This window comes from Flavobacterium sp. FG19, from assembly GCF_057809475.1.
In genome coordinates, this window is the sequence record NZ_JBMDKA010000035.1 from 1 (window position 1) to 25,213 (window position 25,213).

A 25,213-nucleotide genomic window follows, 5' to 3' on the forward strand; every position below is an offset into this window, starting at 1 on the left:
GTGATGCATCGGCTGTAGTTGGTGTGCCAGGATCGCTTACCGTTACGGCAACAGCAAGTCTTACAGCGCTCTCACAATTTGTCGCCGGATCTAAGATCGAAGCATAATAGGTAGTAGTTATTAAAGCTGTTGTAGAAGCTATTGGAGCTCCTCCTGCAGCTGCAGTGTACCAAACGATACTTCCTGTAGCTGGTGTATCGATCTGGATATCGGCAACAGTAGGCGCATTAACTAAACAGAACTCTTGTGAAGCGTCTGCTGTAGTTGGTGTGCCCGGATCGTTTACCAATACGGCAACGGCCAATCTTGTATCGCTTTCACAGCCAGTAGCGGCATTTAAAAGAGCAGCATAATAAGTAGTGCTGCTAAGTGCGGTAGTCGACGCAACGGCGCTTCCGCCTGTCGCTGCTGTATACCAAACAATAGTGTTTCCGGCAATCGGTGCATCTACCTGGATGCTGGCAATAGTCGGTGCATCTTCTAAACAGAATTCTTGTGAAGCATCGGCTGTAGTCGGAGTGCCCGGATCGCTTACCGTTACGGCAACAGCCAGTCTTGTATCACTCTCACAACCTGTAGCAGCATTTAAGAATGCGGCATAATAGGTAGTGGTGCTAAGTGCGGCAGTGCTTGGAACTGCGGCTCCTCCTGTCGCTGCGGTATACCATACAATGGTGTTTCCGGCTGATGGTGCATCAACCTGGATATCGGCAATTGTTGGTGCATTCACTAAACAGAAGTCTTGTGATGCATCGGCTGTAGTTGGTGTGCCAGGATCGCTTACCGTTACGGCAACAGCCAGTCTTACACTACTTTCACAACCTGTAACAGCATCCGTAGCTGCTCCATAATACGTGTTAGTTGTTAAAGCTGTCGTTGAAGCTATTGGCGTTCCTCCTGTAGAAGCACTATACCAAACGACACCGCTTTCATTTACCTGGATATCGGCAATAGTTGGTGCATTAACTAAACAGAAGTCCTGGGAAGCATCTGTAGTAGTTGGTGTATTTGGATCGCTGATGATAATAACGGCATCTTGTAAGGTTCCTGCAAGATTTTCACAGGTAGTATCACTTGAAACGGCAACATAATAAGTAATCGGGCTCATCGCTTTTGTTAATCCAACTGCTGTTAAAACACCAGCGGCATCAATTGTATAAGTAACTCCCCCTATAACTGAACCATCTGTAATTGGCTGGGTTTTAGCGGCATCTAAATACCAGGTAAATACCCCATTCGTTAAAGTTGGTGCTGTTGGTGTTAATGAAGCCGGAACACTATGACAAACAGTCAAATCGTCAACCAAAATATCATTTACATTCGAAGGCGGCAGTATTGTAAAGGTTATCTGTTTTCTGTCTGCTTCAGCAGTTTCACAAAACTGATCACCACTAACTCCTGCATAATAGGTGTAAGTTCCGGGAGTTAGTCCACTTATAATTAATTCAGAAGTAGTTTCTCCCGGAATTAAGTCACTTGTAGTTCCATTAAAACTATACCAGTAGTAAACCGGATTTGTTAAAACCGGTGTTCCGCTTAAGCTGGTAGCTAACGTTACGGTTCCTGAAGGAGAACAAATTGATGTATCTGCTCCTCCATTTAAGGTAATATCAGTTAAAGTATTTATCGGAGAGGATGCTTTTACTTCGACAGTTACTTCTCCTCTTGTAAAAGTTTCACAGCCGTAACGTACTGGCTGGACATAGTATTTATAAGTTCCTGCTGCAAGGTTTGCCGGAATTGTGTAAGTAAGTCCTGTAGCAAGGGCTGTTCCACCAGTTAAGGCATCGTACCAAATATAGGTTGAACAGGCTTCTTCAGGGATCTGAAGCGTGATATCTGTTCCAGGACAGACTGTTATTTTGTTATCCAGATCAGCTCCTACGACCGTTGTATTGGCTACTCGTTCTACAGTATGTACACGCAGGAATTCCAAAACTCCTGCTACTCCTCCAAAACGAATTCTCACTCTGTCATATACTTCCGTTGGTGAAGAAACTAAAACCATTGCCATTGTATTCCCCGGCAATAATCTCAGACTTAACAATGTACTTGTATTTTGAATTGGAGCACCAACTGCAACACTTCCTAAATAGCGCTGAATTGTAAATCCTGTTAGCACATTAACATCTAAAAGAGTTCCCGGTTTTGAAACCACGATTCTCAAAGTATCACTTACTACAGATGGTGTTTTAAATTCTACTGTCAGGTCTGCGGCAGCAGCTACTCCTGCCCCGCTGTACATGGTAGCAAAAGTCGTGATATCATTATCTGCAATATGCCATGGCTCACTTACCCCTACGGCTGCAGTAACAGCTCCAACCGGAAGTCCTACATCTGTAGCTCCGTAGAAAATATCACGAATATCTCCCGGAGTACAGGCAACACTCGAAACAGTTTTGTTATAATGAGCATCAAATACTTTAGTATTCTGAGCAACACTTACAACTGAAGCTGACTGAATACGAATTCCGTCATAATCCTGCGGACCTGAAGCATCTGAAGGTACAAAAGTAAATTCATACGTATTGTCTCCGGAAATTAAATTCAATAGTGAACCTGATACGGACTGCATAGCTCCTATAGGAGTACCTCCCATCATACCTACTACTGATAAATTCTGGCCTACTGCCAATAAACTGTACTCTGATCCAAGTTTAATCGTAACCGGCGTTCCTTTAGTAATTGGTGCTGACCAGGTTAAATCCTGCCAGGTTGTCCCTACTCCTAAAAGTCCTACACCAGTTTCAATGGTAGAATACGTCTGTGGATTTCCATCTATTGCATTGGGTCCGTCTGCTACATTTCCTGTAATAATTCTCCCGAAGGTCTGTGCATCTGCATACACTCTTTCTGTTAGAGACTGACAGCTGCTAAGATCTATTACATTAATTACTTTGACAGCTGTAGCTGTACAGATTCCATTACTCGCTACGGCTGTATATGTATAAACGCCCGGAGTGTTTAATACTCCTGTTGATGCACCTGGTAAAAGATTCCCCTGCGGATCATACCAGGTTACTGTTCCGTTTGAAACAGCCGCTAAAGTTACACTCAAACCCACATTTACTGATTCCTGCGGGTTAGTTATAGTCAACGTTGGTAAGGCATTAATATTTACTGTTATATTTTGTCTTGCCGAAGTACAGGTGTCTCCATTTTCAAGAGCTTCAACTGAATAAACGCCGCTCACCGTGATATTGGCTGCAGCATCTGCTGTTATCACATTGTTGGAAGGATCATAGAAGGTATAGGTTGTATTTCCGCTGGAATCAAAATTAGTAATACCATTTCTTAAATTCGCACTTCCGCAAGCTTCTAAAGTGCCAGGGATTACCGTTACCACTGTAGTTGCCGGAAAATTAACGGTTACTTCTTTTAAATCTCCGCTTACATTTTCGCAGGTACCTCCATTCAAAATAGATACAAAATAAGTATAAGGGGTTCCTGAGGCACTTAAACCAGTTATTGTCAAAGCTCCGGTACCGGCATCTTTTGTAAAACTTACTCCCGGCTGACCAGGTAAATTAGTTCCGGTAATTATTTCCTGAGCTTTAGTATCGCTTGTGTAATATTTAAACTGAGCTCCTGTAATAGTCGATGTAGGAGCTATAACAGCAGTTCCGGCACAAGTGGCCTGAATAGGTGTTGTTACTATAACATCATTTTCAGTAGGAATTGGCAGTACTGTAACTGTTACCGCCTGACGTAAACTATTAATACAGGTACCTCGTGCACTTTCTAAATAGAAAGTTGTAGTCGAAGTTAAAGGAGCTGTTGGATTAACAGCTGCGATCGCTCCTCCTGTTGGAGCGTCATACCATGTAAAAGTTTCTGTTCCTGTAGAAGAAGCTGTAAGCGAAGCGGTCTGTCCCACACAAATTGGATCTGACGCTCCTGCTATAACTGCATTTGGAAATCTATAGGCTGCCTGATAAACATATAGACTAGTCAATAATGAAACTCCTGCATTATATCTTACCTCTATCCTGTCAAATGGAGCTGTCGCTGTAAAACTTGCTTTAAACTTATTCCCGGACAACAGCTGAATATTCAATAAATTATTATTGATTGCTTTTCTGTCGCCGTTATAAGTTCCTCCATTATAAGTTGCGAGACTGATATACGATAAAGCGTCAATATCAAGAAGCCCGCCCGGAACTTCTAATTCGACATCAATAATATCTCCTGTCTCACCTGGATTAGCAAAAATTAATTGCTGCTGAATATAACCTCCAATTCCAACTGGTACTACAAACTCTGAGTAAGTATCAATATCACCGTCAACCGAATCATTTTGATTATTAACAATACACCCAATACATAATGATACCGGTACAGTAGGATCATAAGATGTTATCTGGGTACCTGCCTGTAAACAAGTACTTGTATTAGCTATAACGGTAACATTTATTATCCCTCTTACCGGATTGGTACAGTCCGTTAAAATATCTACAGCTTCTACATAATACGTTTTGTTAGCTGTTAAAACCGGACTAGGTGTATAAGAGGTCGCATCAAAAGCTATTGAAGCACCGCCTGTTGGTACATCATACCAATTGTATCGTACTCCTGTTACCGGATTCAAAACTGACAATGTGATCGTCTGTCCCGATTGTATCATAACATCAGATGAAGCAAATGTAGGAGTAGCCGGCAGTGCATTTACGATAAGATTTACCGCCGCACGTGTTGGAGTAGAACAACTTCCAATTACAGCTTCAACGTAATAATTTGTATTAGTAGTTAAGACTGGTGTCGTATATGATGTTCCTGTAAATACTAAATTTCCGCCGGATGCGGCATCGTACCAATTATAAGTAGTCCCTGCAACAGGAGACTGAACTGTTAAAGTTGTTGACTGTCCGCTGCAAATAGTACTTGGTGATGATGCTACTGTTGGAAGTACAGGATCATTGACAAAAATCTCAACCGGATTTCTTTCACTATTAACACAGCCATTTCTTGTTATTTCTACATAATAAGTAGTGTCTGCTGTTAATGCCGGAGTTGTAAATGCCGCCGTAGCAGCTAATGAAGGCCCTCCTGATGCAGCACTATACCAATTAGCAGTTTCACCAACAGCAAGAGAAGCTGTCAATGTGGTAGCTGAACCGCTGCAAATGGTTTTATTTCCAGTAACTATCGGAACTTTATATCGATAAGCTGCCTGATAAATATCGACACTAGTAAGAACTGTTGCCAAACCTCCTAATCGAATTTCTACACGATCAAAATTAGCTCCGGCTACCACACTCGCTCTAAAACGATCTCCTGCTAATACTTGTAAAGTAATTAAAGGATTGTTTACAGATACTCTGTCATTATTATAAGTAGCTCCATTATAAGTAGCCAGACTAACAGCTCCCAATAATGAAAGATCTGCCAAACCTCCAGGCAGTTCTAAATCAACATCAACAATATCACCCGCTTTTCCCGGATTAGTAAACTGCAGAGTCTGTTGAATCCATCCGTTAATTAATCCAACAGGAACAGTAAGCCGGGCTGCTGTTGCCGGATTTCCATCAACAGAATTATTTGGACTTGTTGTGCTGCATAATAAACACAAACCATTCTGAGTTGTCAGCTGGCTGCTTGCTTCAAGACAACCTCCTAAAGCTGCCGGCTGAACTGTTACTGTTACCGGAACTCTCGAATTACTTACACAGCTTCCATTTGGACTCTGAGCTTCTACATAGTAAGTTTTTGTAGCTGTTAAAATAGGAGTAGTATAGGTAGTAGTGTTGACTGCGAGAGCGGTTCCGCCCGTTGGCACATCATACCAGTTTAATTGTACTCCCAATTCAGAAGATGCTGCACTTAAGGTAGCATTCTGTCCTGATTGTATGGTAACACTTTGGGTTAATATTGTTGGTGCAGCCGGAACAGCTGTAGAAACAACGTTAACCTGTGTACGGGTTGGACTTATACAACTCCCTATTACACCTTCAACATAAAAAGTTGTTGTACCTAAAGGAACTGTTGGAGAATACGTTGTACCTGTTGCCAGAGCTGTCCCTCCTGATGATGAGGAATACCAGGAGTATATTGTTCCCGGTATTGGATTTAAAAGTGATAACGTAGTCTGCTGAGTGGCTCCTGTAGAACAAATAGAAGTTCCTGAATTATTAACCGCCGGAGCTACAGGATTAGAAACGTTTAAAACCACTGGTACGCGAACATTTCCTTCACAGCCTGCGGCTCTGGAAATTCCTATATAATAAGTAGTAGTTGCTGTTAAAGCAGGTGTCGTATAAGTATTTCCTGTTGCTAAAGGAGTGGTCGACCCTATAGAACTATACCATGCCAATGTAGTTCCTGCAGCAGGCGCTGCAGTTAGAGTAGCCGCCGAGCCGGAACAAACTGTCTGTGACAAACCATTTGTTACGACAGGCTGCGCAAATTCTAAGCGAACGTCATAAACTCTTAAGCTTACGAGTAAACTTACAAGGCCGCCAACCTGAATCTGAATCTGGTTAGCATCTGCCGGCAGCGTATATTTCACAACTGCAACGGTATTACCAGATAATAAATTAAGGTTCAGCAGCGGACTATTCAGAGCCACACTGGAACCTACATTTGTGCCTGACATTTTAGCCTGGATAGAAGCATTGGATAATAATCCAAGATCCAATAAACCATTCCCGGTGCCAAAATAAACAGCAATCTGATCTCCGGCCCTCGCCGTCTGATTTAAGGTCATTGTTTCTTCAACGAAACAACCCACCCCAACAGCGTTTGTCAGAGTAGCATAGGTCGTTAAGCCAGCGCTGTCATAAGCATTGGCAGGGCTATCAACATTTAATCCTACACACAATAACCCACCCTGACTATTGGTTTGAGACACAGGTCTGCAAATAGTCTGCGAAAATGCATTATTGTATAATAAGAATAAAAACAATAGTCCAAATAATCTCTTCTGAAGAAGGAGATCATAAAAAGTAAAATTTTTTTTCATAATTTGGAAGATTAGAAAATGGACAATAAAATACCTCTTGCGATAAGTACGTATACTTAGGCAATTAAAAAAACGCTAAAAATCAATTAGTTAAACCCTTAAAAAAAATCCTTAGTTCATAAAGACTGTAATTTAAATTTGTATAAAAAAATCCTGATATTTATGTGTACGCATATCCCAAACAGGTAGGTCCCATTCGTTTCGCTAAAGCAAAAAGAGGCCTGAACCTATTAGGAAATACAAGTCTGAACCTGACTTCCAAACGGAGTTGATCTGATAAATTTTCGCAGTGAAAATTTTTAGTATAGGGAAAATTCTAAGCTTACAATATCTAATCTGTTTACTATCTTAAAAGAAAGTTGATTAGTCTTTCTTACTGAATTTTACTTTTCGGCATTAGGCTTACTCGCACCATTAAATTCAAAATAGTAAACGCATTAAATTAGTCTGACTGTATTACAAAAATTGTAAACAGAAAAAAAACACCAAAGTCAACAATGATATCGACTAAATTTTAGATATTGAAAATTGGGTAACAAAGACTTTAGAAAAAAGTCTGTAATAAAAGAAAGAAAATCAAAAGGGAGAAGAAGTTTAGTTTTCTTCAGAATAATAAAAAATAAAGCTAAAATATGAATACTTAATGTAAACTTGATAATAAGAGTAACTGTCAGTTCCATAAGCAGGCGATTTAAGTTATTATTTAAATTCCTATTAGTTAGTGCAAAAAATGTTTTTGGAAAAGTTAAAAAGCTTCTGTGTTTTTTACACCATCAAGTTTGTTTAACTTTTGTATTCTAAAATTAGAAAAAAGAAAACAATAAAACAAGTATAAAATTCTTATTTTTTTGAAATAAAAAATAAAAAGCAAATCAATAAAGAAGCTTCAACTTAAGAAAAAACAATACTTTTCAAATAAAAAAGCCCAGTTTACGGAGCTTCATAGAACAATTCCTTTTATATTAAATCTATCAAAATAAAAGAAAATTACTACAAAATATTCATTTCAAACGATTGAAATTTAACATAATAAAGCACTGGAATCTAATAACTTACTATTTTTACCTAAAATCTTAAAATTTTAAACATTCTAAAAAAAACACGTAGAAATACGGGTAAAAAAAGACAAAGAAGTTTAAACAAAAGTTAAAAAAAACAAAAAAGGGTAAACAATTTAACACCATCGTTTACCCAATTACTAAATATTTGAAAATGAATTAATTAAATCTTAAGATTTCAGAATTGAATTAATCTGAACAAACAACTGCCCGTCACTTAAGAAAGCCCCCTGCCTGATCAGTTCAAATACAGACGCATTCCGTTCCTCTGTAAACACTTTTTTCCCCACCTTCATTTCAATATTCTCTGTAAACATATTATCACTAAGCCACTGCAAACCTTCTGTTGTTAAAAAATCGGTATCGGAGACCAGCGATTTCAAAACTATTGATTCTACATAAGTATCAAAACACTGAAACAAAAAGATATGATTCTTTGAAAAATGCTCCAAAAATTCTGCTCTACCTAAAACCCCTTCCCAAATTAAATCTGAAAACACATCCAGCTCTTGTTCTGCCACTTCCGGCTTATTCTCTTTAAGCTCTTCCCATTCTTTCCTGTCTATTGCCTGAGCTGCTAAAAAACTGGCAAATTCAGCATGTAATTCATCAAACTGTTCTTTTGTTAATCTGGCGTATTTCATTTCTTTTTAAGCTTTATACTTTTCTCTGGAAGCTTTAAACAAAATGCTCAAGCTATCAGCTGCAAGTCTAATTATTACTATCTAAAATTTCTTTAAACAAAAAAATCCCGATTTTCATCGGGATTCCTGTATCGTGTATAAAACTATTACTTTTCAGCAATAATTTCGTATGGTAAATCAACGATAACATCTCTGTGCAAACGGATAGTTGCGTTGTATTTTCCAATTCTTTTAACAATACCGCTAGTGATGAATTTTCTATCGATCGCATTTCCTGATTTCTCAAGAGCTTCCGCAATATCGATGTTAGTGATAGAACCAAAAAGTTTCTCTCCACCAGCTTTTGCAGTAATTTTAATTTCAAGAGCTTTGATAGTTTCAGCTAAAGCTTTAGCATCAGCAACAATCTTAGCTTCTTTGTGTGCTCTTTGTTTTAGGTTTTCAGCTAAAACTTTTTTAGCAGAAGGAGTTGCTAATACAGCAAATCCCTGAGGAATTAAAAAGTTACGTCCGTAACCTGGTTTTACAGATACTACATCATCTTTAAATCCTAAGTTTTGTACGTCTTGTTTTAAAATAAGTTCCATGTTGTTGTCCTTATAATTTTAGAAGTTAGGTTCTGAGTTAACAGAAACCAGCGACTAGAGTTTTTAATTATTTTAATAAATCGGCCACGTATGGCAATAAAGCTAAGTGACGAGCTCTTTTTACAGCTACAGAAACTTTTCTTTGGTATTTTAATGAAGTACCTGTTAAACGACGAGGAAGAATTTTCCCTTGCTCGTTAACAAATTTCAATAAGAAATCAGCATCTTTATAATCGATATATTTGATTCCAGATTTTTTGAAACGGCAATACTTTTTAGTTTTGTTAGTTTCAATGTTTAAAGGCGTTAAATATCTGATATCTCCGTCTTTTTTTCCTTTTGCAGATTGCTCAATTGTAGACATAATAATTACGCTTTAGTAGATTTTAATTTTGCTCTTCTTCTTTCAGCCCATGAGATAGCATGTTTATCTAAACTTACAGTTAAGAAACGCATCACTCTTTCGTCACGTCTAAATTCAGTTTCAAAAGCCAAAAGAACTTCTCCAGCTACTTTGAATTCGAATAAATGGTAAAAACCACTTTTTTTGTTTTGGATTTCGTAAGCCATTTTTTTAAGACCCCAATCCTCTTTCGATACCATTTCAGCTCCTCTACTAGTAAGAAATTCTTCAAATTTCGTTACTGTTTCCTTTACCTGAACTTCAGATAAAACGGGATTTAAAATGAAAACAGTTTCATAATGATTCATAATAAAAACTTTATTTGTTAAAATTGGGTGCAAAAGTAATTATTATTTTTAAATATACAACACAAAATCTCTATTATTCGTTGTAACGCAAAAAATGTGTAATGTTTTTAGTTTTTTTTACAAAAAAATAATACATTTACTACTGCTATCCTGAATTTATTCTAAATTTAAAGTTATGAAACTAAACTGTGTTGTTGTAGATGATAGTTCTATACAAAGGACCATTATTGCAAAATTAGTTAATAATCACCCAGGCTTGCATTTAATTGGGGATTTTTCTAATGCAATAGAAGCAAAAAGTTGTATCTCATTGAATAATATTGACTTAATATTTCTTGACATAGAAATGCCTGTTATTAACGGCTTTGACTTTCTTGATGGTTTAAAATCTAAACCTCAGATAATATTTATTACTTCTAAAGCTGAATATGCTTTAAAAGCTTTTGATTATGACGCTACGGATTACCTGCAGAAACCAATCGCTGTAGACCGTTTTAATGCTTCTGTAAAAAGAGCCATTGATATGCATTTACTTAAAAAAGAAGTAAAAGAAGAAGAAGGTGAACATATTTTCATTAAAAGCAACCTTAAGAAGCTTAAAATTTTTACCGCAAAAATCAAATGGATTGAGGCTTTTGGAGACTATGTAAGAGTAGTTACCGAAGACGACAGCAATTTGGTTCTTTCAACCATGAAATCTTTTGAAAATGACCTGTCAAAAGACAAATTCATTCGTGTTCACAAATCCTATATCATTAATATTGATAAAGTAGAACGCTTTAACAGTAAATTTGCCGAAATCGGAATTACTAAAATTCCGCTCAGCCGAAACAAAAAAGAAGACCTGGTAAAAGCGTTATCAACACCGTCTTAACTTTTTTAATAAAAATCGACGTTTACCACCACCTTAATAGCTCTGTACTGAGCCACAGCCTCAAAACTATTCAACATTTTCTGAATAGTTTTTTTTGTGTTTCCTAAATGCAGGTTTTGCGGAATTTTAATGAGTATAGTTCGTATATATTCATTCCGTATCCTGCTGATTCCCGGTTCTTCAGGCCCCAGAACCGGCATAGCCAGATTCTGACTTAAAACCTTATACAGCCACATAGATCCTTCTTTAAGTTTATCGTAATCACGATGCTTCAAAGTCAGCTTTATAATCCTGAAATAAGGCGGGTATCTGTAAATCTGGCGGTCATACAACTGTTCTTTATACATACCTATATAATTATGGTCTGTAACCTGCTGAATCGTATTATGATTGGGATTATAAGTCTGAATCACAACTTTTCCCTGTTTCTGGGATCTTCCAGCCCTCCCTGCCACCTGTGTCATCATTTGATAACTGCGCTCAAAAGCCCTGAAATCCGGATGATGCAGCATATTATCCGCATTCATAATTCCAACCAGGTTTACATTATCAAAGTCCAGACCTTTGGCCAGCATCTGTGTACCTACCAAAACATCTATTTCTCTGTTTTTAAACTTATCAATCAGTTTCTCAAAACCAAATTTACCTCTTGTGGTATCCTGATCCATACGGGCCGTTTTTGCTTTAGGAAAAAGTGCCGTCAGCTCCTGTTCTATCTGCTCTGTACCAAAACCTTTTGTAGTCAGATCTACACTGGAACAGTTATGGCAATTAGTAGGCTTGGCAATGGCATAACCACAATAATGACAACGAAGCTGATTTTTATGTTTATGAAATGTCAGACTCACATCGCACTGCTGGCAATGAGGTACGTGTCCGCAGGTCATGCATTCAATTATCGGAGAATACCCTCTTCTGTTTTGAAACAAAATCACCTGTTCCCCCAAAGACAAAGCCTCTGCAATTTCTTCAATCAGCAGATCGCTGAAATGCCCTGTCATTCTTTTCCTGAAATACTTATCTTTTAGATCCACTAAAACAATTTCCGGCAGACGCACATTTTTATAGCGTTCGGTAAGTGTTACTAAACCGTACTTGTCTGTCTGTGTATTAAAATAAGTCTCAATACTTGGTGTTGCAGATCCAAGCAGTACTTTGGCATTATGAAAATTGGCAAGAACAATAGCTGCATCACGCGCATGGTATCGGGGTGCCGGATCTGATTGTTTAAAAGTCTGCTCGTGTTCCTCGTCTACAATTAAGAGTCCTAAATCATTAAAAGGCAGAAACAAGGCTGATCTCGCCCCTATCACAATTTGTGCTTTCTCTGAATTTTCAAGTGTTTGTTTCCAGACTTCTACTCTTTCATTGTTATTGTATTTCGAATGAAAAACAGCTACTTTATCACCAAAATGAAGGCGCAGACGGGAAACTAACTGCGTTGTTAGCGCAATTTCAGGCAGCAGATACAATACCTGCTTTCCGGTTTCCAGATATTCTTCAATTAATTTAATGTAAATTTCTGTTTTCCCACTGGAAGTAACACCATAAAGCAGACACACTTCTTTGTCCTGAAAACGCTCTTTTATGCCTTCAAAAGCTTTTCCCTGAGCTTCACTTAACTGAAGCTCTCTGCCTGATTTTTCGCCGTTAAATAAAACTCTGTCCTGCTGTAAATAATACTCTTCAAAAATTTCTTTTTCTATTAAAGATTTTACAGCTGCTGAACCGGCATTTGAGGCCTCAACAAGCGTTTTTACAGTTACAGGTTTCTTTTCTGCGGCAATAATCTGAAAATATGCCAGAACAATTTCCTTTTGTTTTGCGGCATTTTTTAAAACGGCAAGCAATTCTTCCAGCCCTTTATCTGATTCGTATTTTGAATGCAGTTTTACATATCGGACCAGTTTAGGCTTATAACTCTCTTTTATTTCTTCTTCCAGAAAAATAACATCCCGCGCAATAAGCTTTTGAAGAACAGGAAGTATATTTTTTTTATTTAATATAGCTGCAATTTCCTGAACTTTAAGTGAACTCTGATGCTGCAGGGCTTCATAAATTAAAAACTCGTCATCTGAAAGTTCGGAATCATTAACAATAACATCCGGTTTATGCGAAACAACCGTCTCACTTTCCAGTAATAATCCGCTCGGAAAAGCCCCTCGATAAACATCGCCTATACCACACATATAATAATGAGCGATCCAAAGCCAGTGCTTTAGCTGTATTTCGGTTGCAATAGGCTTTTCATCCAAAATCTCATGAATATCTTTAGCTTCATACAAAGTCGGGGCATTCTCATGCACCTCCAGCACCAGTCCGGTATAAATTTTACTTTTACCAAAAGGCACCGCCACCCGCATCCCTTTTTTAATAAAATGGAATTCAGCCTCAGAAACCCGGTAAGTAAACGTTTTTGCTAAGGAAAGCGGTAAAATAACTTCGATAAAAAACATGTAATTATATAATAGGAGCAGATTGTTATTTTTTGTTTACAGATTTAGCCAGATACTCATTAATCATTGTCTGAGTATGATTTAAAGATTCTATATTGATCCAGTCATCATGTCCCGGAATAATATAAACCGGATTTTTAAATCGGTCCTTTACCTTTTTAATAGATTTTTTCCATTCTTTTACATCGGCATCCCCTAAATATCCCAAATTTTCAGCATCGGCACTTTTTATAAAACAAGCCCCGTAAAGTATTTTTTCTTTAGCGAACCAAACCACAATATTGTCAGGTGCGTGACCTTTTCCGGGATAATAAACTTCAAAAGTATGCTGTCCAACCGTAAAGGTAGTATCATTTGGAATAATAAACGCTGCCCTCCCCTCTTTGTTCTTTTTGAGAATATCATCTGTTAACTGAATTGAATAGGTTTTGATTCCTTTTTTGCTGTAAAAATCAAATCCTCCTGCACGGTCATCATGTGAATGTGTTGCAAAAAGCATCACAACGTCTTTATTATGCCTTGCTTTTATACTATCCAGCAAAGGCTGAAATTGTGTTTTATCCCAGGGAGAATCAAATAAAACCACTCCTTTATCAGTTACCAGATATAGGGCATTGGCAGAAATTTTACTTCCATTATACTCATTAAAAGTCCTGTAAACATAAAAGTCACCCGTAAGATGACTTATTTGTAATGGCGAATTCTCAGACTGTCCAAAACTATTTGAAATGAGGCCTAAGAATAAAATAAACGATACTACTCTTCGCATTTAGCTTTTAAAAATTAATTTTTTACTCTTGCCCAATACTGTGTTCTTCCCATTAAAGAGATTCCCACATAACCTCTGAGCTTCAATTTATCGGCAGACTCCAGAGAAATATAACATTTGTATTTTTTACCGCTGGTAGGATCTAAAATAGTACCGCCGTTATATTCATCACCATCTTTCTTTAGGCCGTTTATGATTACCATTCCCAGAATAGGTTTATTTTTTTCTGCTCCTTCACATTTTACACATACGTCTTTTTTATGACTGTCTCTAAGAATATCTACGATCTTACCATAGATTTTTCCTGATTTCTCATAAATCTCTACTATAGATTTTGCTTCTCCAGTTTCGTCATCAATAGTTTTCCATTTTCCAATTACACCCTGGCTTTGCATGGTCAGCGCAAAGAAAAACACTCCGATAGTCAGCATCAATTTTTTCATACTATTTATTTTTTTTTTGTTTTAATTTTCTGATAGAAGCATTCAATTCGAACCCTAAAAGCAGAATCATACAGTTTATCCAAATGTAAAACATTAGAATCAATAATGTCCCAATTGAACCATAAAGTTCGTTATATTTTGAGAATTTTATAACCCAAATCCCAAAAAAAAACGAAGATATAACAATTAAGACCGTAGTAAAAACAGAACCAATGCTTATAAAAGGCACTTTATTGTACTGCTTTGTACCATAACGTAATAATATTGAAGATGTTATCAAAATCATCAGAATAACAAACAAATACCGTCCTAAAATAATTAACGGTATACGGTCACTTAGCACATCCTGGATGATTGTTTTTTGAATAAAAACCTCAAAAACAACAATTGTAGCCACTGTAACAAACAAGATCACAGTCATGAGCAGCGATATAGCCAGCGCTACCAGATACTGTCTGAAAAAACCGCGTTTATCAAAAACATGTTTAGACGATTCAAAACCACTCAAAATTCCATTAATACCATTGGCCATTAAAAAAATAGAAAGTAAAAAACCCGATGACAATAAACCGGAATGACTATTATTCAGGATATCGCTGATAATTTTACTAATGGCATCAAAAGTGTTAGGAGGCACACTCTGCTGTACAAACTGCAGAAAATCTTCCTGAAAATTATCTATCGGAATAAACGGAATTAAATTCAGAATAAACAGTGCAAAAGGAAACAAAGCCATAAAAAAGCTAAAAGAAACCGCACTGGCATGATAGGAAAATGCACCTTCCAGAATTCCTAAAGTGTACATTTCAAGTAAATCATATAGTGAAAAACCTTCTAACCAGGGAAGCTTTATTCTTTTTAAAAGTCGGGCTGCATTGCGAATTACAGGCAGTTTTTCAATCCGATCTTCTATCTCTTGCGACATATCTTTTTGATTTTAGATTTTAGTCCCGAAGTCTCGGGATAGATTTTTAGATTTACACCTAAACTGAATATGTTTCAGAACCAAACTCATAACTTATAACTCATCCCGAAACTTCGGGACATAACTCCCTAAAAAGCTTTTAAACTCAAATCCATATTGTAAACCGAATGGGTCAAAGCTCCCGAAGAAATATAATTAACACCGCATAACGCATATTCACGGATCGTTTTTTCATTGATATTTCCTGAAGACTCTGTCTGGCATTTCGAACCAATCAAATGGACTGCCGTTTTGGTGTCTTCGTAATTAAAATTATCAATCAGGATTCTGTGAACACCATTACTCTGCAGAATTTCCCTGATTTCATCTAAACTGCGGGCTTCCACAATTATCTTCAAATCAAGATTATTTTCTTTTAAATACTCTTTGGTCTTAGAAATAGCACGGGTAATTCCTCCCGCAAAATCAATATGATTATCTTTCAGCATTACCATATCATACAAGGCAAAACGATGATTTTCTCCTCCCCCAATTTTCACTGCCCATTTTTCAGCCACTCTAAAATTTGGCGTCGTTTTTCGGGTATCCAGAATTTTTGCTCCGGTTCCTTCTAAAAGCTGTGTATATTGATTGGTTTTAGTTGCAATAGCAGACATTCTCTGCATGGTATTTAAAACCACTCTTTCGGCTTTCAGAATAGACTGCGAACTCCCCGAAACCTCAAAAACAACTTCACCGTACTCTACATGTGTTCCGTCTTCAATATAAGTTTTTACTTTTAGTTTCGGGTCAACATGTTCAAATATCATTTTAGCAAGTTCAACACCGGCAATAATGCCCTGGTCTTTTACCAATAATTTTGCCTGTCCGTGAGCCGTATCCGGAATGCAGGCCAGTGAACTGTAATCTCCTGTCCCCACATCCTCTCTGATGGCATTACGTATTAAAAGTTGTAATTCTTCCTGAAATTGAGCTTCGCTTATCATTTTCTTATTTTTAATAATACGCTAAATTAGGACATATTTTATGGAATTAAAAGTTTACTTTTTGCGAAAAATTACTTAAAACATTAAATATCTCTCTTTAACCCCTTAAGATCGCATAAAAAATAAAGTTACAATTCTTAACAAAACTTATCCTCTTAATAAGAAATCAATTAAATATCTTTGAGGTTTATTCAAACAAAAATCATGGGATTAATTAAAGATATTTACTCGGTTTCTTTTTACGAAAATTTCAGCAAAGCTGTCGCTGAAGTCCATCCGGCATTCGAAAAACAAAAATTCATTGATGCCATTTTCGATGGCCGTTTTGCTCAAAAAGAATGGAAAGAAAGAATGAAACACACTACTGTGGTTTTTCATCAGTTTATACCTCAAAATTTTCCTGAAGCCGCTGCTTTAATCGATAAAATCATAGAAAACTTAAGAAAAAACAATTTTGCAGACAGCAATCTGGCTTTCATTTTCTTTGCCGATTATATCGAAATGTACGGTTTAGACGATTTTGAAACTTCAAAGAAAGCCTTTGTTTCGATAACCCAGTTTATAAGCTGTGAATTTGCCGTTCGTCCTTTCATTTTAAAATACAAAGAACAAATGATTGATGAAATGATTAAATGGTCACTGCATGAAAATCATCATGTACGACGTTTGGCAAGCGAAGGTTCACGTCCAAGATTACCATGGGCCATGGCGATTCCGTTTCTCAAAAAAGATCCCTCTTCTATTCTTCCTATTTTAGAAAATCTAAAAAACGATCCTTCAGAATATGTTCGAAGAAGCGTTGCCAATAATTTAAATGATATTGCCAAAGATAATCCGCAGATTGTACTTGAAATTGCTTCGAAATGGAAAGGTCACAGCAATGAAACAGACGGAATTATCAAACACGGATGCCGGACTTTATTAAAACAAGGACATCCCGAAATCCTGAGTCATTATGGTTTAGAAAGCAGTAATATCGAACTTTCTTCTTTCGAAATCAAAACACCAACAGTAAAAATTGGGGATTATCTTCAGTTTCAATTTCATTTAAACAATACAAACGAAGAACCAAAAACCGTTCGTTTAGAATACGCTGTGCATTACAAAAAAGCAAAAGGTCATTTGGCTAAAAAAGTCTTTAAAATCAGTGAAAAGGTCTATCATCCGAATCAATTAACTAAGATTGAAAGAAATCAGTCTTTTAAATTGATTACTACCCGAGTTTTTTACACCGGAATGCATCAATTGTCGATTATTATTAATGGAACAGAGAGTGAGGTTTTGGAATTTGAATTGATTGATTAAAATACAAATTTTACAAATTATTATGATTTAACCGTCGAGTTTGTCATTTCGACGAAGGAGAAATCTCCACAAGTAGCTCCGCAACGAGAATCCAATCTCTGTAGAGTTTCTTACGAAGATTTCTCCTTCGTCGAAATGACAAAAAAAAAAAAGTAAAAACATAAAAATCAACCATTTGAATTATCCTACATTTTCCCTACTTTTATAGCTAACACAAAAAACAAGCTTTCTTAATCTAAATTAAGTTACAGATTTCTATCACCACTGTAATTTTGTTTTCAAATCAAATAATACCACATGTCAAATATCAGTTTAATTATCGAAGAACGTGCTGCCAATATTGGTAATTTTATGGTAGGTCGTTTGCTGCCTTTCCGTGAAAAAAGAGCTGTCGGACCATTTGTTTTTATCGATCATATGGGGCCTGCACATTTAAGTGACCACGAAAATATGGATGTTCCTCCGCATCCGCATATCGGACTTTCAACGCTTACTTTTTTGTTTGAAGGAAGTATTATGCACCGCGACAGTTTAGGAACCGAATTGGAAATAAAACCAGGCGCCGTAAACTGGATGACAGCCGGAAAAGGAATCGTTCATTCTGAGAGAACTCCTGAATATTTAAGACATTCAGATAAAATGCTTCACGGATTACAAATCTGGGTGGCACTTCCAAAAGAATTAGAGCAAATGGATCCAAATTTCACCCATGTTGAAGCAGATGATATTCCGGCTTGGGAGGAAGATGGCGTTTCATACAAATTAATTGCCGGTGAAGCTTTTGGGAAAAAATCTCCAGTTCCAGTTTATAGTCCGTTGTATTTTATTGAAATCAAAAGTAAAGAAGCTAAAAAAATCAATATCGGAAGTCATTTATTTGGTGAAAGCGGTTTGTACATTTTGGAAGGAAGTATCAAAAATGGCGAACATGTTTATGATCCGAAACAAATTTTAATTACAACCGAAGCTTCTCTTTGCGAATTTGAAATTGCCGAAAATTCAACTGTATATCTTTTTGGTGGAGAGCCGTTCCCAGAAGAACATTTTATCTTTTGGAACTTCGTTTCATCAGACAAAAACCTCATCGAAAAAGCAAAAAAAGACTGGACAGAACAGACTTTCCCAAAAGTTCCGGGAGAAACTGAATTTGTGCCATTACCTGAACCAAGAATCAAATAATTTATGGATACGATCTCAGCAAAAATAGATACACGTTTGTATCGTACAGAAATAAAATCTGCCAGCGATAATGTTTTAATTTCTGATGAACCTCAGGAATTGGGCGGAAAAAATCTAGGCTTAAATCCAACAGAACTTTTAGCGGCTTCATTGGCTTCCTGCACCGTTATCACTTTACGAATGTACATTAATCGTAAGCAATGGAATGTTGAAGAAATCGATGTCAAAATTGATTTCGAAAGAGATTCTGAAAGAGGTGTATCAGTATTTACAAGAAAAATCGAAGTAATTGGCGACGTTGACGAAACACAAAGACAAAGATTAGAAACAATTGCTAACAGCTGCCCGATTCATAAAACATTGACTCATTCAATTGAAATCAAAACCACACTAATATAACAATCATGGAAATTCAACAAATAAACGATATAAGAAAAGGCTATTTTGAAGCAGTAGAAGACGGAAAAGAAGCTGGAAAAATGACCTATACGTGGGCAGGCGATTCAAAATTCATCATTGATCATACAGAAGTAAGCCCGGAATTCAACGGAAAAGGTGTTGGAAAAAAGTTAGTGATGGCTTCTGTAGAATATGCCAGAAATAACAATCTGAAAATTATCCCGCTTTGTCCTTTTGCAAAAAGTGTTTTTGATAAAGTTGAGGAAATACGTGATGTACTTTTTTCTTAAAGGTGCTGAGATACTAAGATGCTAAGGTTCTAAGATTTTTTAACCGCAAAGTTCGCAAAGAATTACGCAAAGTTCGCAAAGTTTTTTTAGACAAAGCTTTGCGAACTTTTGCGTTTATATTAAGTTAGCTTGGAACAAAACCTTGCGTTCTTTGCTGTAAAAATCAACAACTGCAAAAAATAAAATTAACCGCAAAGCACGCAAAGAATTAAGCAAAGTTCGCAAAGTTTTTTTTAGACAAAGCTTTGCGAACTTTTGCGTTTCTATTAAGTTATGCTTAGAACAAAACCTTGCGCTCTTTGCGGTAAAAAAACACCTCAACAAAATTCAGTTTTCAAATTTTCGCAGAAAGTCGTATATTTGCGCGTAATTTAATCTTAGAGTATGACAAGGATAATTACGCTTTTCTGTATTTTAATAGCGCAAATCGGCTTTTCTCAATCGGCTGCCAGTTATTTAGAAAAAATCAGAAATAATGAAGCCCTCTTAACCGCTTTCTTTCAACAAATGCCAAAAGGAGGCGATTTACACCATCATTTTTCAGGATCCGTTTATGCAGAACCGCTTTTAGAAAGAGCGATTGCAGAAGACTTTTATCTGAATCTGAAAACTATGGCCGTTTCTAAAACCAAACCCGCAGACGGAAACTGGGAAACTTTCTCCTCTATTCGAAACAAAGGGAAATTAGACTATTACGAACAGCAGATTATGCAGACCTGGTCGGTTAAAGATTATAATGGTTCTGTTCCTTCTGACGATCAGTTTTTTGATTCTTTTATGAAATTTGAACCTACCATTCAGGGGCATTTTGCAGAAGGAATGCTGGAATTAAAAAAACGTGCGATTGCCGAAAATGTCCTTTATATCGAAACACAATTATCTACGATTCCGTGTGATATGAATGTTTCTGATTTAGCTGATTTCAATACAAATCTACGCCAGGCTGCCAGTCAGAAAGACGAAAAAGCGGTTCTGAAACTTTTGGATGAATTGTATAAATCACTTCAGAAAAAAGAGGCTAAAAAGTACGCTGATGATTTCAATACTAATTTCATAGCAAAACTGCACAAAGACCTAAAAATGGATGACGAAAAATTTACCATGCGTTATCAAAACTTTGTACTGCGTTTTATGGAACCGGTAGATTTATTCAAAAACCTGGTGATTGCTTTTATTTCCTCAAGCGAAAGTAAATTGACAGCTGGTGTAAATATCGTTTCTCCGGAGCACGGACAAACTTCTATGAAAGATTACTGGCTTCATATGGTTATGTTTAAATATTGTCATTCTAAGTTTCCAGACGTAAAATATACGCTTCACGCAGGCGAATTGACTTTAGGTTTAGTCCAGCCGGAAGAATTAACATGGCACATCAATGATGCTATTCATGTTGCAGGCGCTAACAGAATTGGACACGGAGTGGATATGGCTTATGAAGCTAATTCGTATGATTTATTGAAATACATGTCTCAAAAAAATATTCCGATTGAAATCAATTTAGCAAGCAATGAATTCATTTTAAAAGTAAAAGAAAACAGGCATCCGTTTACACTTTATAAAGATTTTAATGTACCAATTGTTATCAGTACAGACGATGCCGGAATTTTAAGAAGCAATATGACGGAGCAATATGTTTTATTGGCAAAAAGATATCCTGATGTAAATTATGAAACGATCAAAAAGTACGTTTACAATAGTATTAATTACAGTTTCATTCAGGATGAATCGGTTAAAAAACAATTAATCAAAGATTTAGATAATCGTTTTAAAGCTTTTGAAACGAAATTTTCTAAAAACTAAAACTCTCAAATCTATGCGAAGTTTCACGCAGATTTTAAACAGATTTAAGCTGATTAACGCAGATTTTTTTCTAAAATATTAAAAATAAAATCTGTTGAATCTGCGAGAGTATATTTTTTTTCCGCAGATTTAGCAGATAAAGCTGATAAAAATTAAAAAACTAATCGGTGTGAGATTGCACGCAGATTTTAAACAGATTTAAGCTGATTAGCGCAGATTCTTTATTGTTCAAAATATTATAAAAATAAAATCTGCTGAATCTGCGAGAGTATATTTTTCTCCCACAGATTTGGCAGATAAAGCAGATAAAAATTAAAAAACTAATCTGTTTGGGATTGCACGCAGATATTAAACAGATTTAAGCTGATTAGTGCAGATCCTTTATTGTTCAAAATATTATAAAAATAAAATCTGCTGAATCTGCGAGAGTATAATTTCTCCCGCAGATTTGGCAGATAAAATTAAAAAACTAATCTGTGTGGGATTGCACGCAGATTTTAAACAGATTTAAGCTGATTAGCGCAGATTCTTTTACCAAACTGTTAAAAATAAAATCTGCGTGAAAAAAAAAAATAAAATATGATTCTAGAAGCAGCATTCCTTTTCGTTAAACCAGAATTAGCCAATCAATTTGAAGCTGATTTCACTAAAGCAAGCCAATACATTTCCTCAATTGATGGTTATTTAGGACATCGTTTGGAAAAGTGTCTCGAAGTCGAAAATAAATATCTTTTGTTGGTAGACTGGAATACACTTGAAGATCATACTGTAGGTTTCAGAACTTCTGAAGCATATTTGGAATGGAAAAATATTTTACATCATTATTACGAGCCGTTTCCAATTGTAGAACATTTTGAAACGGTTTTTGAAAATAAAAAATAATAGCTATGCTTTGTCTTAAAAAATTAAACACATAGAAACATAGACATCATTGTTTCTGTTTAAGATTACAAAAAAAGCAAGCTTTAACACATAGCTATGTGTATTACAATAAGTGAAACGCCTTTTACAGAACAAGAGAAACTATGTCTCTATGTGTTTAAATTAAATTCGTGGCAATTAGTGCAATTTGTGGCTAAAAAAACAATCTAATGAACATCAAACTCATCGCCATAGGCAAAACAGATAATAAATCGCTTCAGACTCTGATTGACGATTACACCAAACGTTTGTCATTTTACATCAAATTTGAATTAGAGATTATTCCCGATATTAAAAACGTAAAAAACTTATCCGAAAGTCAGCAAAAGGAAAAAGAAGGCGAATTGATATTATCCAAACTTTCTCCAACCGATCAGTTGATTTTATTGGATGAAAACGGAAAAACATTCTCCAGTGTTGGTTTTTCCGAAGAATTACAAAAGAAAATGAATTCCGGCGTTAAAACTTTGGTTTATGTAATTGGCGGTCCTTACGGCTTTTCTGAAACCGTTTATAAAAAAGCACAGGGAAAAGTTTCGCTTTCGCTAATGACGTTTTCACATCAGATGGTTCGCTTGTTTTTCATCGAACAATTGTACCGCGGATTTACGATTTTACGAAATGAACCTTATCATCATCAGTAGAAAATAGTGTTCAGTTCTAGAAGATGAATTCTTCGTTTGTTAAGTTCATTTCTGGAATAGGAAGTTTTAAAGTTCCTATGAAAATCATGTTTTTTATATAAGCATCGTAATTCATGTTTTTATCAAAACAAAACATATACTTATTCGGTTTATCACTATCCAAACTGTCTAAATAATTCTGCAATTCTTCTCTTTTTACCGGTATACCTTTTACCAAAATCGAATTGTCCTTTTTAAAATAAACCTCAACTCCAAACTTTGGTTTTTCCATTTGATAAAACACTTTCGTGAAGGGCAGAAAAGCTAAATTCTTTCCAATAGAATCCGCATAAGAATAATAGTTTTCAGATTCTTCATTCTGATGCATTTTTTCATTACGCTTTTTATCCTGCATTTTCACTACTTGCGGAATCACTAATTTTAAAGGAAGGCGTTTGTCTATATTCAAAATCCAATTGGTCGAAATGATGGCGCTTTTTCGGTTTAAATCGGCGATTGTGTCTCTTCCTTCTGTTTTAAAAAAGATATAAATTGGCGAATGATCCTGAACATCTTTTACAATTGTAACGTTTGATTTTGGCAATAAAACGTCTTGTTTTTTCCCGCAGGAGAAAAGAAGGAAAACAATAATTAGAGTGAAATATTTCATAGTTTTTAATTCATTTTATATAAAACTGGCGATTATGAATTTAATTTACCAAACAAAGTGACACATTCCACAGCCTCTTTCACATCATGCACACGCAGAATTTTAGCACCTTTCATCAAAGCAATTGTATTTAGAAAAGTGGTTCCGTTTAAGGCTTCCTGCGGCGTAATATCAAGTGTTTTATAAATCATGGACTTTCTTGAAATTCCGGCTAAAACAGGTAATTCTAAAAGATTAAAAAGCTCCATTTTCTGCATTACTTCATAATTTTGGTCAGTCGTTTTAGCAAACCCAAAACCGGGGTCCAAAATCAGATCGTTGATTCCTAAACTTCTTGCTTGCTGCACTTTTTCAGAAAAATAAAAAAGTATTTCTTTTACAATATCGTCATATTGCGTCAGACTCTGCATCGTCTGCGGATTGCCCCGCATGTGCATCATAATGTACGGAACGTTGTACTGGGCAATTACTTCAAACATTCTATCGTCCAATTCGCCGGCTGCAATATCATTTATTATGGCAGCACCGCTTTCTATACTCGCTTTAGCAACTTCAGCTCTAAAAGTATCAATGGATAATAATGCTTCTGGAAAATGCTTTAAAATCAATTCTATAGCAGGAACAATTCGGTCGATTTCTTCTTGTTCTGACACAAATTCAGCACTTGGTTTACTGGAATAGGCGCCAATATCGATAAATGCCGCACCTTCTGAAAGCATTTTACCAACTTGTGAAATAATTTCGTCTTCGTTTTTATATTTTCCTCCGTCAAAGAAAGAATTTGGCGTTACATTCAAAATTCCCATTACTTTCGGAATCGTTAAATCTATAAGCTCACCTTTACAGTTAATAAACATTTGGTTTCAAGTTTTATTTGTTTAAAGTTTCAGGTTGATGCAGATTATGCAAGTTTGCGAACCTGAAACATTTTTTTAGTTTCAAATTTTCAGCGTTAACAATTTGTTTAGAAAAAACTTGAAACAAAGAAAACCTGAAACTTGAAACTCTTAAAAAATTATCCTTATTTTTGAAGAAATTTTAGCAAATATACAGCATATAAATGAAGAATACTTCCCAAGAGTTTGATAATGTTATCGCGGTCTGCCGTACGTTGTTTATCAATAAAATGACAGATTACGGCAGTGCATGGAGAATTTTGAGATTACCATCATTAACCGACCAGATTTTCATAAAAGCACAGCGAATCAGAAGTTTACAGGAAAACGAAGTCCGTAAAGTAGATGAAGATGAAAAAGGAGAATTTATCGGAATCATCAATTATTCTATTATGGCGTTGATTCAGCTGGAATTAGGTGTTGTAGACCAGCCCGATCTTGACGTTGAAAAAGCAACCGAATTATATGATGCTAAAGTAAAACTGACGAAAGATTTAATGGAAGCTAAAAATCACGATTACGGAGAAGCCTGGCGTGATATGCGTGTAAGCTCTTTAACAGATTTAATTTTGCAGAAGTTACTCCGTGTAAAACAAATCGAAGACAACAAAGGAAAAACAATAGTATCAGAAGGAATCGATGCCAACTATCAGGATATGATTAATTATTCTGTTTTTGCGCTGATCTTAAACCCAATAAACAAATAAATTTCAATAAAT

Annotated in this window: 21 protein-coding genes; 9 read left to right on the forward strand and 12 right to left on the reverse strand. The window is 36.1% G+C overall.

Annotated features, from left to right (window positions below; genetic code table 11):
* The 5 genes from ACODST_RS24365 to rpsF all read right to left on the reverse strand — a co-directional run.
* Positions 1–6,958, reverse strand: a 6,958-nt coding sequence (locus ACODST_RS24365) for an Ig-like domain-containing protein (protein ID WP_488934698.1), incomplete at its 3' end; no start/stop codon positions are given.
* Positions 6,959–8,186: 1,228 nt separating this feature from the next.
* A complete protein-coding gene (locus ACODST_RS24370) occupies positions 8,187–8,660 on the reverse strand; it encodes a DUF6495 family protein (RefSeq protein WP_488934699.1) in 474 nt (157 codons plus the stop codon).
* Positions 8,661–8,806: 146 nt separating this feature from the next.
* Positions 8,807–9,247: a 50S ribosomal protein L9 gene (gene rplI / locus ACODST_RS24375; RefSeq protein ID WP_488934700.1), complete on the reverse strand. Its 441-nt coding sequence runs from the start codon at positions 9,245–9,247 to the stop codon at positions 8,807–8,809.
* A gap of 67 nt (positions 9,248–9,314) precedes the next feature.
* Positions 9,315–9,611 carry a 30S ribosomal protein S18 gene (rpsR, locus tag ACODST_RS24380; protein ID WP_135220366.1) on the reverse strand — a complete coding sequence of 99 codons (297 nt, stop codon included), beginning with the start codon at positions 9,609–9,611 and terminating at the stop codon, positions 9,315–9,317.
* A 5-nt stretch (positions 9,612–9,616) separates the two neighbouring features.
* Positions 9,617–9,958, reverse strand: coding sequence for a 30S ribosomal protein S6 (gene rpsF / locus ACODST_RS24385; RefSeq protein ID WP_068842999.1), 342 nt, complete (start codon positions 9,956–9,958; stop codon positions 9,617–9,619).
* Between the two features lie 175 nt (positions 9,959–10,133).
* Between rpsF and ACODST_RS24390 the strand changes: the two genes are divergently transcribed.
* The gene (locus tag ACODST_RS24390) at positions 10,134–10,832 is read left to right on the forward strand and encodes a LytR/AlgR family response regulator transcription factor (protein ID WP_343697676.1); all 699 of its coding nucleotides are present in this window, start codon (positions 10,134–10,136) and stop codon (positions 10,830–10,832) included.
* A 5-nt stretch (positions 10,833–10,837) separates the two neighbouring features.
* Here ACODST_RS24390 and priA read toward each other — a convergent pair whose 3' ends face one another.
* The 5 genes from priA to nadC form a co-directional block, all read right to left on the reverse strand.
* The gene (gene priA / locus ACODST_RS24395; protein WP_488934701.1) at positions 10,838–13,288 is read right to left on the reverse strand and encodes a replication restart helicase PriA; all 2,451 of its coding nucleotides are present in this window, start codon (positions 13,286–13,288) and stop codon (positions 10,838–10,840) included.
* 25 nt (positions 13,289–13,313) lie between these two features.
* Positions 13,314–14,057 (reverse strand): subclass B1 metallo-beta-lactamase, encoded by a 744-nt coding sequence (gene bla-B1-FLAV / locus ACODST_RS24400; protein WP_488934702.1) that lies wholly within the window; start codon positions 14,055–14,057, stop codon positions 13,314–13,316.
* Positions 14,058–14,071: 14 nt separating this feature from the next.
* On the reverse strand, positions 14,072–14,500 hold the full coding sequence (locus ACODST_RS24405) for a DUF2147 domain-containing protein (protein WP_488934703.1): 429 nt from the start codon (positions 14,498–14,500) through the stop codon (positions 14,072–14,074).
* Position 14,501: 1 nt separating this feature from the next.
* Complete coding sequence (locus tag ACODST_RS24410; protein WP_488934704.1) at positions 14,502–15,425, reverse strand: YihY/virulence factor BrkB family protein; 924 nt, start codon at positions 15,423–15,425, stop codon at positions 14,502–14,504.
* Between the two features lie 128 nt (positions 15,426–15,553).
* Positions 15,554–16,411 carry a carboxylating nicotinate-nucleotide diphosphorylase gene (nadC, locus tag ACODST_RS24415; protein WP_488934705.1) on the reverse strand — a complete coding sequence of 286 codons (858 nt, stop codon included), beginning with the start codon at positions 16,409–16,411 and terminating at the stop codon, positions 15,554–15,556.
* A 204-nt stretch (positions 16,412–16,615) separates the two neighbouring features.
* Between nadC and ACODST_RS24420 the strand changes: the two genes are divergently transcribed.
* The 7 genes from ACODST_RS24420 to rlmH all read left to right on the forward strand — a co-directional run bounded on the left by ACODST_RS24420 (position 16,616) and on the right by rlmH (position 22,949).
* Positions 16,616–17,716, forward strand: coding sequence for a DNA alkylation repair protein (locus ACODST_RS24420; RefSeq protein ID WP_488934706.1), 1,101 nt, complete (start codon positions 16,616–16,618; stop codon positions 17,714–17,716).
* Positions 17,717–18,013: 297 nt separating this feature from the next.
* Positions 18,014–18,895: a pirin family protein gene (locus tag ACODST_RS24425; protein WP_488934707.1), complete on the forward strand. Its 882-nt coding sequence runs from the start codon at positions 18,014–18,016 to the stop codon at positions 18,893–18,895.
* A gap of 3 nt (positions 18,896–18,898) precedes the next feature.
* Positions 18,899–19,294 carry an OsmC family protein gene (locus ACODST_RS24430; RefSeq protein WP_488934708.1) on the forward strand — a complete coding sequence of 132 codons (396 nt, stop codon included), beginning with the start codon at positions 18,899–18,901 and terminating at the stop codon, positions 19,292–19,294.
* A gap of 5 nt (positions 19,295–19,299) precedes the next feature.
* On the forward strand, positions 19,300–19,584 hold the full coding sequence (locus ACODST_RS24435; protein ID WP_488934709.1) for a GNAT family N-acetyltransferase: 285 nt from the start codon (positions 19,300–19,302) through the stop codon (positions 19,582–19,584).
* Between the two features lie 384 nt (positions 19,585–19,968).
* Positions 19,969–21,384: an amidohydrolase family protein gene (locus ACODST_RS24440; RefSeq protein ID WP_488934710.1), complete on the forward strand. Its 1,416-nt coding sequence runs from the start codon at positions 19,969–19,971 to the stop codon at positions 21,382–21,384.
* A 579-nt stretch (positions 21,385–21,963) separates the two neighbouring features.
* Entirely contained in the window at positions 21,964–22,266 is a 303-nt protein-coding gene (locus tag ACODST_RS24445; RefSeq protein ID WP_488934711.1) for an antibiotic biosynthesis monooxygenase family protein, read from the forward strand.
* A gap of 209 nt (positions 22,267–22,475) precedes the next feature.
* A complete protein-coding gene (gene rlmH / locus ACODST_RS24450) occupies positions 22,476–22,949 on the forward strand; it encodes a 23S rRNA (pseudouridine(1915)-N(3))-methyltransferase RlmH (RefSeq protein WP_354592408.1) in 474 nt (157 codons plus the stop codon).
* Between the two features lie 16 nt (positions 22,950–22,965).
* Here rlmH and ACODST_RS24455 read toward each other — a convergent pair whose 3' ends face one another.
* Both ACODST_RS24455 and folP read right to left on the reverse strand, forming a co-directional pair.
* A complete protein-coding gene (locus ACODST_RS24455; RefSeq protein ID WP_488934712.1) occupies positions 22,966–23,598 on the reverse strand; it encodes a hypothetical protein in 633 nt (210 codons plus the stop codon).
* A 32-nt stretch (positions 23,599–23,630) separates the two neighbouring features.
* Positions 23,631–24,455: a dihydropteroate synthase gene (folP, locus tag ACODST_RS24460; protein ID WP_488934713.1), complete on the reverse strand. Its 825-nt coding sequence runs from the start codon at positions 24,453–24,455 to the stop codon at positions 23,631–23,633.
* A gap of 203 nt (positions 24,456–24,658) precedes the next feature.
* Here folP and ACODST_RS24465 point away from each other — a divergent pair, with 203 nt between their 5' ends.
* Positions 24,659–25,201 carry a DUF1599 domain-containing protein gene (locus ACODST_RS24465; RefSeq protein WP_488934714.1) on the forward strand — a complete coding sequence of 181 codons (543 nt, stop codon included), beginning with the start codon at positions 24,659–24,661 and terminating at the stop codon, positions 25,199–25,201.
* Positions 25,202–25,213 lie beyond the last annotated feature (12 nt).

Bases quoted from the DNA above. Each gene is read 5' to 3' on its own strand.
- ACODST_RS24370 (WP_488934699.1), bottom strand. From the start codon at position 8,660: ATGAAATACGCCAGATTAACAAAAGAACAGTTTGATGAATTACATGCT.
- rplI (WP_488934700.1), bottom strand. From the start codon at position 9,247: ATGGAACTTATTTTAAAACAAGACGTACAAAACTTAGGATTTAAAGAT.
- rpsR (WP_135220366.1), bottom strand. From the start codon at position 9,611: ATGTCTACAATTGAGCAATCTGCAAAAGGAAAAAAAGACGGAGATATC.
- rpsF (WP_068842999.1), bottom strand. From the start codon at position 9,958: ATGAATCATTATGAAACTGTTTTCATTTTAAATCCCGTTTTATCTGAA.
- ACODST_RS24390 (WP_343697676.1), top strand. From the start codon at position 10,134: ATGAAACTAAACTGTGTTGTTGTAGATGATAGTTCTATACAAAGGACC.
- priA (WP_488934701.1), bottom strand. From the start codon at position 13,288: ATGTTTTTTATCGAAGTTATTTTACCGCTTTCCTTAGCAAAAACGTTT.
- bla-B1-FLAV (WP_488934702.1), bottom strand. From the start codon at position 14,057: ATGCGAAGAGTAGTATCGTTTATTTTATTCTTAGGCCTCATTTCAAAT.
- ACODST_RS24405 (WP_488934703.1), bottom strand. From the start codon at position 14,500: ATGAAAAAATTGATGCTGACTATCGGAGTGTTTTTCTTTGCGCTGACC.
- ACODST_RS24410 (WP_488934704.1), bottom strand. From the start codon at position 15,425: ATGTCGCAAGAGATAGAAGATCGGATTGAAAAACTGCCTGTAATTCGC.
- nadC (WP_488934705.1), bottom strand. From the start codon at position 16,411: ATGATAAGCGAAGCTCAATTTCAGGAAGAATTACAACTTTTAATACGT.
- ACODST_RS24420 (WP_488934706.1), top strand. From the start codon at position 16,616: ATGGGATTAATTAAAGATATTTACTCGGTTTCTTTTTACGAAAATTTC.
- ACODST_RS24425 (WP_488934707.1), top strand. From the start codon at position 18,014: ATGTCAAATATCAGTTTAATTATCGAAGAACGTGCTGCCAATATTGGT.
- ACODST_RS24430 (WP_488934708.1), top strand. From the start codon at position 18,899: ATGGATACGATCTCAGCAAAAATAGATACACGTTTGTATCGTACAGAA.
- ACODST_RS24435 (WP_488934709.1), top strand. From the start codon at position 19,300: ATGGAAATTCAACAAATAAACGATATAAGAAAAGGCTATTTTGAAGCA.
- ACODST_RS24440 (WP_488934710.1), top strand. From the start codon at position 19,969: ATGACAAGGATAATTACGCTTTTCTGTATTTTAATAGCGCAAATCGGC.
- ACODST_RS24445 (WP_488934711.1), top strand. From the start codon at position 21,964: ATGATTCTAGAAGCAGCATTCCTTTTCGTTAAACCAGAATTAGCCAAT.
- rlmH (WP_354592408.1), top strand. From the start codon at position 22,476: ATGAACATCAAACTCATCGCCATAGGCAAAACAGATAATAAATCGCTT.
- ACODST_RS24455 (WP_488934712.1), bottom strand. From the start codon at position 23,598: ATGAAATATTTCACTCTAATTATTGTTTTCCTTCTTTTCTCCTGCGGG.
- folP (WP_488934713.1), bottom strand. From the start codon at position 24,455: ATGTTTATTAACTGTAAAGGTGAGCTTATAGATTTAACGATTCCGAAA.
- ACODST_RS24465 (WP_488934714.1), top strand. From the start codon at position 24,659: ATGAAGAATACTTCCCAAGAGTTTGATAATGTTATCGCGGTCTGCCGT.